General features: G+C 48.7%; 7 protein-coding genes, 1 pseudogene and 1 riboswitch. Of the genes and pseudogenes, 3 read left to right on the top strand and 5 right to left on the bottom strand.

The window, feature by feature from the left end:
• Positions 1-230: 230 nt before the first annotated feature.
• Positions 231-438, top strand: a riboswitch (cobalamin riboswitch).
• Positions 439-989: 551 nt separating this feature from the next.
• From C234_RS0112970 to mutY, 4 genes and pseudogenes are all read right to left on the bottom strand, one after another.
• Positions 990-1,643 carry a 4'-phosphopantetheinyl transferase family protein gene (locus C234_RS0112970; RefSeq protein WP_027326100.1) on the bottom strand — a complete coding sequence of 218 codons (654 nt, stop codon included), beginning with the start codon at positions 1,641-1,643 and terminating at the stop codon, positions 990-992.
• Between the two features lie 7 nt (positions 1,644-1,650).
• Entirely contained in the window at positions 1,651-2,997 is a 1,347-nt protein-coding gene (locus C234_RS0112965) for a gliding motility-associated protein GldE (RefSeq protein WP_027326099.1), read from the bottom strand.
• Positions 2,998-3,319: 322 nt separating this feature from the next.
• Positions 3,320-3,775: pseudogene (locus C234_RS16510) on the bottom strand (single-stranded DNA-binding protein); the annotation flags it as partial.
• A 134-nt stretch (positions 3,776-3,909) separates the two neighbouring features.
• Positions 3,910-4,956, bottom strand: coding sequence for an A/G-specific adenine glycosylase (gene mutY / locus C234_RS0112955; RefSeq protein ID WP_027326098.1), 1,047 nt, complete (start codon positions 4,954-4,956; stop codon positions 3,910-3,912).
• A 196-nt stretch (positions 4,957-5,152) separates the two neighbouring features.
• Between mutY and C234_RS0112950 the strand changes: the two genes are divergently transcribed.
• Complete coding sequence (locus tag C234_RS0112950) at positions 5,153-5,431, top strand: HU family DNA-binding protein (RefSeq protein WP_027326097.1); 279 nt, start codon at positions 5,153-5,155, stop codon at positions 5,429-5,431.
• Positions 5,432-5,658: 227 nt separating this feature from the next.
• The gene (locus C234_RS0112945) at positions 5,659-7,233 is read left to right on the top strand and encodes an Rne/Rng family ribonuclease (RefSeq protein WP_027326096.1); all 1,575 of its coding nucleotides are present in this window, start codon (positions 5,659-5,661) and stop codon (positions 7,231-7,233) included.
• Between the two features lie 337 nt (positions 7,234-7,570).
• Here C234_RS0112945 and C234_RS0112940 read toward each other — a convergent pair whose 3' ends face one another.
• Positions 7,571-8,665, bottom strand: a complete 1,095-nt coding sequence (locus tag C234_RS0112940) for an OmpA family protein (protein WP_027326095.1) — start codon at positions 8,663-8,665, stop codon at positions 7,571-7,573.
• A 151-nt stretch (positions 8,666-8,816) separates the two neighbouring features.
• Here C234_RS0112940 and C234_RS0112935 point away from each other — a divergent pair, with 151 nt between their 5' ends.
• A complete protein-coding gene (locus C234_RS0112935) occupies positions 8,817-10,205 on the top strand; it encodes a transposase (RefSeq protein ID WP_027325467.1) in 1,389 nt (462 codons plus the stop codon).
• Positions 10,206-10,384: the final 179 nt, after the last annotated feature.

Genomic DNA, 10,384 nt, shown 5'->3' with positions numbered 1-10,384 from the left:
ATGCTCGGAGCGCTGTATGTTCCACTGCATCGTGTAGTTTTCATAACAGCACTTGGTTTCGTACCATGTGCTCCGGCGCCGTGTGCTCTACGATATCGTGCAGCTTTCATAACAACACGTTGGTTTCGTACACCAAATGCAAAGGTAAACCACTTTCGTTTTTCATCAAAGGCTTTTCTTCTTTTTCTTTCATATCCCGCCGACTTTCTTGGAAAAGACAAATAAACTGCCTATCTTTGTGACGCATAGGTTTGCGACGCCCACATTACGGGCAGAGCGATTAAAAGGGAATCGGGTGCAAATCCCGGACAGTCCCGCTGCTGTGAGTTCCATATCCATGTTGCGAGCAACGACATCTTCTTTAGCCACTGGAAAGAAATCCGGGAAGGCGCCCGCAACAGGAACAAGTCAGAAGACCTGCCATGCATTAATCTGTTCACTGCTTTCGAGGAAAAAGCGTTGAATCTAATGAGCCGGACACTCTCGTCTGTCATTTTATTCACCACTCTGATTCAGAGAAAGTATGTACAAAACAATAAACTCTGCCAAGTTTATTTCAATGTCCGGCCGAAGCGAGTTCGCCCGGACATTTCGTAAATCCCCCAAAATGTAATTGCCCCTAAATGCCTCCTTTTCATGATTTTCCAATGGCGACCGTTAGAAAATGATTTTTTACAATATCCGTTAGGCAAGATGTTACGAAAGTCACCACGAACCAAACTTTCCAACGACATTTTGAGATAAACCTTCATCGGGTAACGACAGAGCCTCTAATCGACCGAAACCAAGTCGCTCTTCAAGCGGGACAGAGCTTCTAATCAGTCGAAACCCCAATTACCCCAAGCGGAGCAGGACATTCAAGCAGCTGAAGCCGAATTTCCCTCAAACCGGGTAGAGCAATAAAAATTCTCAGGAGAGCAGTGCTCCGCAAAGATCCGGATACAAACCGGGCGACGAAAAGGTATTTCAAACGGACAAAGCGATACCCGTTACTCTCTTTTCGGGCAATCGTTCTCCGCCGTCCACGTCAACACGAAGTCGGGATGCAGGCGATAGCCCACCGTGAACACCTGATGCCGCCCGGTAGCACACTCTTGCACCTCAACCACTCCGGCTTCGGCAGGAACGAAACGGGAAAGACGGAGCTTACGGAGGTCGGCGTCGGGATTTTCCATGCACTTGTAGACGGTTTCTTTGGCAGACCAGTGGAGCAAAAGGCTCCAAAGGGTTTCGCCCCTGAAAGGCAATACAACTTCATCATCGCGCAGGAAACGCGAGGCAACCCTGTCCACACGGGAGGAATAACGTTCGATGTCTATCCCCACGGCGGACGCGGGACTGAGTATCACGGCCGCATAGCCCTTGGTATGCGATATGCCGATGGAAGCCGAGCGGTCGGTGAGAAACGGCTTACCGTGAGGGGAATAAGCGATACGCCCTGCCGACGGGCACATCACGTGCAGCAATACCCGTACCGAAAGCCACTCCTGCCGCCTCTGCACGGAAGCGAAGCTGCGACATTCCCGCCCGTATTCTTCCCTGCATGCGGCAGGCAGCAAGGCAATCAGCGCCTCCGGTGTCTCGTCCATCCGCCAGACGGCCCAATGCAGCCCCTCCGTCTTATGTTCCAGCAAGAGAGCCATCCGCCCGTCAGCCCTCCTGTTCTTCGGTTTGCTTGGGCAGAACGGTGAACTTCACCTTCAGGATGCGTCGGCTGTCCATCTCGAGCACCTCGAACTCATAGTTGCGGTACACCACTTTCTCGTGCAGCTCGGGAAACTCGCCCTTTATCTCGAGCAACATTCCCGCCAGCGTGTCGGCATCTCCCGCCACCTTGGCAAACTCGTCCTCTCCCGCCTCCACAATCTTGTAGAAGTCGCTCAGAAGCGTCTTTGCCTCGAATATCCAAGTATGGTCGTTCACCACCACATACGTGCGTTCTTCCTCGTCGTACTCGTCCTGAATCTCGCCCACGATTTCCTCGATGATGTCCTCCATCGTCACGATGCCCGACGTCCCTCCGAACTCGTCCACCACGATGGCTATATGTATCTTATTCGCCTGAAAGTCGCGCAGCAGGTCGTCTATCATCTTTTTCTCCGGAACGAAGTAGGCGGGACGTATGAGCGACTGCCACCGGAAGTTGTCGCCCTTGTTGAGATGCGGCAAGAGGTCTTTGATGTAAAGCACCCCCTTGATGTTGTCGCGCGATTCGGAGTATACCGGAATGCGCGAATAAGCGTTCTCGATGACACACCTGATCACTTCCGTAAAAGGAGTGCGTATATCCAGATCCACCATGTCGAGGCGGGGCGTCATCACCTCCTCCACAGTCTCCCCGCCGAAGCGGATGATGCCCTCCAGAATATTGGTCTCTTCGGATATCTCCGCCTTGTCCGTCAGCTCCAGCGCATGCGACAGCTCACTGACGGAGATATTGCGCCCTTTTCTCCCGAAAAACTTGTTCATGAAGGCGGTGGAGCGCACCAGCACCGTAGCCACGGGATGGAACACCTTCTCCAACATCCGGATGCCCGGCGCGGCAAACCGGCAGAACGCCAGTGTCTTTTGCGCCGAATAAATCTTCGGCATGATTTCACCGAACAACAGCAGCAGAAACGTAAGGATAACAGTGAGCAACAGAAACTCCGCCAACGGCGAATGAAACTCGAACACGCTCATAAAGAAGAAGTTGCAAAGCATGATGATGGTCACGTTCACGAAGTTGTTCGTAATCAGTATCGTTGCCAGCAAGCGTTGAGAGTCTTCCAGAAGCGTGCTTATCTTTTCGTCTGAAGGATGATTGCGCTCTCCGATATCGTTCAGGTCGGAAGGCGAGAGCGAGAAAAAGGCTATCTCGGAGGCCGAAGCAAAGCCCGATGCGAGCAAAAGCACACCTGCCAGTATGATGGCCACAATAGCCGAGAAAGAAGGAGTATTTACGGTGATACCGTTGAAAATGTCAGCCAATTGGCTTAAATAACCATCTGAGTCCAAAGAGTTTCGGTTTTAGTTAAACTTAAAACGGCAAGTCGTCTGCCGGATTATCTTCTGCGGGCTGCCCCTGAGGCGATTGTCCTTGCAAAGCCTGTCCCTGCGGCGAGTATCCCTGCGAAGGCTGCGTCTGTCCCTGCTGCCCCTGCGAAGGCTGCCCTTGCGGCGATTGTCCTTGAGAAGGCTGCATCTGCGAAGCCTGTCCCTGAGGCGATTGTCCCTGAGAAAGCTGCGTCTGTCCCTGCTGCCCCTGCGAAGGCTGCCCTTGCGGCGATTGTCCTTGAGAAGGCTGCATCTGCGAAGCCTGTCCCTGAGGCGATTGTCCCTGCAAAGGCTGTCCCTGCGATGAGTACCCCTGCGAATACTGTGCCTGTCCCTGCTGCGCGGGGCTTCCCTGCCCCGTCTGCGAAGAAGCGGGTGCGGCCGCAGAAGCCCCCGTACTTGCGCCTTTCGGAGTCAGCATTTCCATATTGTCCGCGTAAACTTCCGTGATATAGCGCGTAGCCCCCGACTGGTCGGTGTACGAACGTGTCCTGATCTTACCCTCCAAGTAGAGCTTGTCGCCCTTGTGCACGTATTTATCCACCACCTCCGCCAAGCGGTTGGAAACGACGATGTTGTGCCATTCCGTTCGCTCGGGAATCTGTGTTCCGTTCGACAGCGTGTAGGCGCGATCCGTCGTAGCCAACGGGAAAGTCGCTACCGCCGAGCCTGTATCGAAGTATTTCACGCGCGGGTCTTGTCCCACGTTGCCCAATAATATCACTTTATTTACTGACATATACGTATTTATTTAATGAAAGAACATTCTGTTCCGCTGCCAAAATTAAACATTCTAATCGTAGCATGCAAGGACTTTCGAAAAATATTAATCGTCAACGAGACTTCCCGGAGAATATCCTGCACCCCGTATTTCTATCTTCCGCCGACATACGAATCGCCGACGAAAGCCTGAATCAGCCTCGATACGGCGAAGCTGTCGAGGTCTTCGAGAAGTATCTTCCTGTATCCGGCAAACGAAGCCGAGCCTTCGGGCAGCGACACCTCGTAGAAATCGGCGTAGATCACCCGGTGAGACAGCACATGCTTCACATTCTTGCGCACCGGCCTCACAGCGGGACGCTCGCCCGGAGCAATCCACTCCCTGAAGCGGGGGTGGGCAAGCAGCTCCTCTTCCCGCAGCGGGGCGGGAGTCTCTATCAGCGGAAACTCGAAAAGATTCTTCCAAATATCGTCGCCCGTCCTCTTTTTTATATAAGTATACGCGCCCGCACGCACGAACATATAATGGAAATAACGGTCGGTCGTCTTCGTCTTGTGCCGCTTCACCGGCAGCTGCGCCACGGTTCCCTTCGCCAGAGCCGCGCAACCGTCGGAAAGGGGACACTCCCCGCAACCGGGCGACCGTGGCGTGCATTGCAACGCACCGAAGTCCATCACCGCCTGATTGTACACGCCCGGACGCCGCTTGTCCATCACCTCCTGCGCCAGTGCGGCAAACAGCTTCTTCCCCTGCGTAGAGTCGATGGGCGTATCGATACCGAAAAAACGCGAGAGCACCCGGTACACATTGCCGTCTACCGCCGCATAAGGCATCCCGTAGGCGAACGAACACACCGCCGCGGCAGTATACTCCCCCACCCCCTTCAAAGCCCTCACCTCGGGATAGGTGCGCGGAAAAACCCCGTTCATGCTCCGTGCGGCGGCATGCAGGTTGCGTGCGCGCGAGTAATAACCCAGCCCCTGCCAATACTTCATCACCTCATCCTCGTGCGCGGCAGCCAGCGACTCCACATCGGGAAACCGCTCCACGAAACGCAGGAAGTAATCGTACCCCTGCGCCACACGCGTCTGCTGCAAGATAATCTCCGAAATCCAGATACGGTAAGGGTCGGACGACTCCCTCCACGGAAGCTCCCGTTTATGCGCTTTATACCAGTCGATTATTTTTTCTGCAAACATTTATCAGCCATTAAAGTTCATCGCTCGGCAAGCTACAGGCTTGCGTGCCAAGGTGCAAACTTACGAACTAAAAAACTCAAAATCTAAAAAAAGTAACGAAAATTGTAGAGAATATATTTTTTTAGGAACCCAAAAAGCTATATATTTGCAGTCCAAAAAATTAGCAAGAAAACTATTAATAATATTTTTTAAGAAAATGACTAAAGCAGATATTGTAAACGAGATTGCAAAGAAAACCGGGATCGACAAGACAACAGTGCTTACCACAGTAGAAGCCTTCATGGATACCGTAAAAGAATCATTGTCGAATGATGAGAATGTATATCTCCGCGGATTCGGTAGTTTTGTAGTGAAAAGAAGAGCCCAGAAAACGGCCCGCAACATTTCGAAGAACACTACCATCATTATCCCCGAGCACAACATTCCGGCTTTTAAACCGGCCAAGACATTTACAATTTCGGTAAAGAATCAATAAACAATAGTATTAACCCATAAAAAAGAAAAAGCTATGCCAAGCGGAAAAAAGAAAAAAAGACATAAAATGTCTACGCACAAGCGTAAAAAAAGACTGAGAAAGAACAGACATAAAAGCAAAAAATAATTTTTAAGTCTGATCGGAACAGAATAAAGAACAAACTTGCGAAGCTTCTGTCTTTCAGGTTTGTTCTTTGTTTAAGAACCTAAGTAAATAAATTAAAACAAGTGACAAGCGAATTAGTAGTAGACGTACAACCCAAAGAAGTCTCCATCGCCCTGCTCGAAGACAAGAGCCTGGTGGAACTTCAAAGCGAAGGAAGAAACATCTCCTTCTCCGTAGGGAATATGTATTTGGGACGCATCAAGAAGCTGATGCCCGGACTGAATGCATGCTTTGTGGACGTCGGCTACGAGAAAGACGCTTTCCTTCATTACTTAGACCTGGGTCCGCAATTCAATTCTATCCAAAAGTACGTAAAGCAGACTTTAAGCAACCAAAAGAAGCTGAACCCCATCGGCAAGGCAACCCTGCTTCCCGACCTCGACAAAGAGGGCACCATAGCCAACACGTTGAAGGTGGGACAAGAAGTAGTGGTGCAGATTGTAAAGGAACCCATCTCGACCAAAGGGCCGCGGCTGACGTCGGAGATTTCATTCGCCGGACGCTATCTGGTGCTGATCCCTTTCAACGACAAGGTTTCCGTGTCGCAAAAAATTAAATCGAGCGAAGAACGCGCCCGCCTCAAACAGCTGCTCATGAGCATCAAGCCGAAAAACTTCGGCGTCATCGTGCGCACGGTAGCCGAAGGCAAACGCGTGGCGGAGCTCGACGGAGAGCTTAAAGTGCTGGTAAAGCATTGGGAAGAGGCTATCACGAAAGTACAGAAGGCCACCAAATTTCCGACGTTGATCTACGAAGAAACGAGCCGCGCCGTAGGGTTGCTGCGCGACCTCTTCAACCCTTCGTTCGAGAACATATACGTCAACGACGAGGCCGTGTATCACGAAATCAAAGACTACGTGACACTCATCGCCCCCGACCGGACGAACATCGTGAAGCTGTATAAAGGGCAACTTCCCATTTACGACAATTTCGGTATCACCAAACAAATCAAGTCGTCGTTCGGCAAAACCATCTCTTACAAGAGCGGTGCCTACCTGATTATTGAGCACACTGAGGCGCTTCACGTAGTAGACGTGAACAGCGGCAACCGCACCAAGAATGCCAACGGGCAGGAAGGAAACGCGCTCGAAGTGAACCTTGGAGCCGCCGACGAGCTGGCGCGCCAACTGCGCCTGAGAGACATGGGAGGTATCATCGTGGTGGACTTCATCGACATGAACGAAGCCGCCAACCGGCAAGCGCTTTACGAACGCATGTGCGCCAACATGCAGAAAGACAGGGCACGGCACAACATCCTGCCGCTCAGCAAATTCGGGCTGATGCAGATTACCCGCCAGCGCGTGCGCCCTGCCATGGATGTGGATACGACCGAAACCTGCCCCACCTGCTTCGGGAAAGGGAAGATCAAGTCGTCCATCCTCTTTACGGATACTTTGGAGAATAAAATCGACTATCTGGTCAACAAACTGAAGGTAAAGAAATTCTCGTTGCACGTCCATCCGTATGTAGCCGCTTACATCAATCAGGGCATCATGTCGCTGAAGCGGAAGTGGCAAATGAAATACGGATTCGGAGTCAAGATCATCCCCAACCAGAAACTCGCGTTCCTGCAATATGTGTTCTACGACACGCAGCGCGAAGAAATCGACATGAAGGAAGAGATCGAGATTAAGTAAAAAAGTAAGCGGCTCCAAAAATCGGAGCCGCTTTTTTGTATAGTACAAATCAAGAATTAAAAAGAGGGCACTTATGAAAAATACAAGTGCCCTCTTCGAATACAGATGATAAAATTTCGTCCTTCACAGGCAAAAATTTCACAACCGGTATTCCTTTCCTAGCATTAAGAGAATAGCCAGAACAAACAGAAATCTTATTTCAAAAAATCTGTCTATTCTCCAGAGATTTATTAAGCAACTTTACTCTCTTCACAGAGACTTATTACTATTCCCATCGCTATCTCGCCAGATATGCGACAGGTGGGGTAAAATTAAAAACAAACATACTTTGCCTATTTTATTCAGTAATACAAATACTCACACGATTCTCTTCGGGCGTAGCGTAAGGTTGTATCGTGTCACCCTTAAAGTCTACCACAATCCTCTCGGCAGCCACCCCTCTTGCTTTCAAAGCCTCGGCCACATTATTGGCTCGCGCTTCAGAAAGCTTAGAATTGATTTTAGGATTACCGGTCTCTTTATCGGCATATCCCGTCACATTTACTTTAGCTTCAGGATATTTTTCGAGATAATCCGCCAAAAGAGTAATTTTCTGTTGTTGATCTTCCTGAATCAAAGCAGAATTCAAAGCAAAGAAAATATTCTGCTTCATCGGTTCCACCACCACAGGTTCCTCTTTCTTCGGTTCCGGTTTTTCTACTATCGGCTCCGGCTTAGGTTCGGGAGCGATAACCGGTTCCGGTTCGTAATACACCGGCTCGGTTCTGGTATACCCCTTACCCAATTTAATACTTATACCCACAAGAGCATTCAGCTGCCAATCAGCGTTTCCGGCCTTTTTCGAATTAAATTTATCCGACAGCACATTCGCGTTTCCTTCAATATTTAGAGCCACGCGATCGCTTAGACGAAAGTCGCATCCCAAGCCGAAACGGCCGGCAATAAAATTCTTACTATCTTTCCACAGATACTCCAATTCATGATTTTTTGTATCAAGCTCATTGGCTTTATCGTTATCAAAAGCATGATTAAAACCGCCACCGGCAAAAAGATACGCGTTGAACACCCGATTAGGGTTAAATCCTGCAAACAATGCGCTTAAATCAGTCACTAAATCAAGATTCCCTTGCACATATTTGAATTTATAGTCTTGCTCCGGAGTTACCCACCAACCTTTTCCTTGCCAACCGCTCGCTCCAAAACGAAGAGCAAATGCGGGAGAAAACTTATACCCTACATTGAAAGCAGCAGCCGGAGAAATAAGGTCGGAAAATTTCGCTTCACCTACAGTATGCGCAGCACCGGCTTGCAATTGCATAAACCAATGTGAACGAAAAAGAGTTTTACTTTCTTCTTTTATCTGTCTTTCCTGGGCAAATGCCATTGTAACACAGAAAAGCAAAACAGCAGTGAACAATTTCTTCATACGCATAATAAATTAGGGATAGTCGCACAAAAGAGTTTAAAATACAACCAATTGATTGTCAGATTGATAAATATTTGGTATCTTAGTATCAGAAAATAAAAAATCCCCCGAACCTCTGGTAAAGGTCAAATTCGGGGGAAATGAAGTTGAAAACCTCATGGCAAAAGTACAAAATTTATCTGATATACAGCAAGAGATTGCATTTACTGAGTTTGATTTTTATCGTCGATATGAAGAAACTTTCAAATCCAGTGAACTTGGCCGCATCAAGTCACATCTTCCTCTTGGAGAGATGGCACTATCGTTTGGTTTGATAGATGCGGCTCCGAAGAGTATAAGAGTTAAGAGAGGAAGAAAGTGTTTCTTTACTCCTGAGGGTAAGGTGGCGTTAGCGTTCTTGAAGATGTATACCGGGTTGTCGGCTCCGAAGTTAATGGATGCTCTGAATGGAAACATTCATTATCAGATTTTCTGCGGAATTCGTATTAGTCCTGAGAGCCGGTTGACAAACTACAAATTAATTGACAGCATATTGTTGGAACTGTCCAAGAAGTTGAAGATACAGGAGCAGCAGAAGATACTTGCAGATGCTTGGAAGCCATACATGAAGAATCTTGATACAGTCTACACAGATGCGAGCTGCTATGAAAGCCTGATGCGTTTCCCGACCGATGTGAAGTTGCTTTGGGAATGTGTCGAGAGAGCATATAAGATGATGTGTTGTATCAGTACCAGACTTGGCGAGCACAGGAAGAGAACGAAATACAATGACATTGAGAAAGCGAACCTGGCTTATAGGAAGCAGCGCAAGCACACTTACAAGCAGACTAGGAAGATGATAATGAGACTGCTTTCCTTGCTGGGCAAGATACTCGGTGAGATCCGCAGACAGATGCGTATTCATCCGGGTAATGAACTCTTGAATGACAAGCAGTTGGATATACTTGAGAGGATTACGATGGTATATCGACAGCAGAAGAAGCACTTTAGGAGTGGCGACTCCCGCGAGAGCATACCGAATCGAATAGTAAGCCTCAGCAAGCCTTATGTGAGACCGATAGTCAGAGGCAAGGAGACCAAGACTGTAGAGTTTGGAGCGAAGTGCAACAATATATTGATTGATGGAATATCGTTCATTGAGAAACTCTCTTTTAATGCGTTTAATGAGGGTACCAGACTGAAGCATTGTGTATCCTTGGCACGGAAGCTTACCGGTGAGCAAGTGACAAAGATAGGTGGTGATCAGGGATACTCTGGCAATGTCAATAGGACTTTCTGTAAGGAGAACAAGATAGAAACCTCATTCACCCGGAAAGGCAGAACGGGAAAGAATGAAGTTAAGAATGCGACAAAGAGGGAGTTGGCAAGAGTGCGGGCTACAGCAATGGAAGGTTCATTCGGAACTCAGAAGGAGCATTACGGACTACGAAAGGTAGCCGCAAGGATAAAATCCACAGAGATCTTACTGATTTTCTTTGGCATCCACACGGCAAATGTTGTCAGCCTCGCAAAGAGAGAAGCAGAGCAAAGGAATCTTGCAGCCTAAAGTTCCACCCGTGGAACCCAACTTTACGGAGGTGGTGGCTCCAAACGTGATTGAAAATGAAAAATCGGCTCTAAAACGGAGCCGATGATATAGAAATAACGATGAGTGCAATCGCAAAAATACGGGAGAGTCTGCCGGTTGACTCAAATGGAATAAATTAAATGACTTTCCCTAAATTA

The sequence above is a fragment of the Bacteroides pyogenes DSM 20611 = JCM 6294 genome (assembly GCF_000428105.1).
Taxonomy (GTDB): Bacteria; Bacteroidota; Bacteroidia; order Bacteroidales; family Bacteroidaceae; genus Bacteroides; species Bacteroides pyogenes.
The sequence above is the reverse complement of the archived record's forward strand: the minus strand, read 5'-3'. Positions and strand labels throughout refer to the sequence as shown.

Coding starts and splice junctions, on each gene's coding strand:
- mutY (WP_027326098.1), bottom strand. CDS start 4,956: ATGTTTGCAGAAAAAATAATCGACTGGTATAAAGCGCATAAACGGGAG.
- C234_RS0112970 (WP_027326100.1), bottom strand. CDS start 1,643: ATGGCTCTCTTGCTGGAACATAAGACGGAGGGGCTGCATTGGGCCGTC.
- C234_RS0112935 (WP_027325467.1), top strand. CDS start 8,817: ATGGCAAAAGTACAAAATTTATCTGATATACAGCAAGAGATTGCATTT.
- C234_RS0112940 (WP_027326095.1), bottom strand. CDS start 8,665: ATGCGTATGAAGAAATTGTTCACTGCTGTTTTGCTTTTCTGTGTTACA.
- C234_RS0112950 (WP_027326097.1), top strand. CDS start 5,153: ATGACTAAAGCAGATATTGTAAACGAGATTGCAAAGAAAACCGGGATC.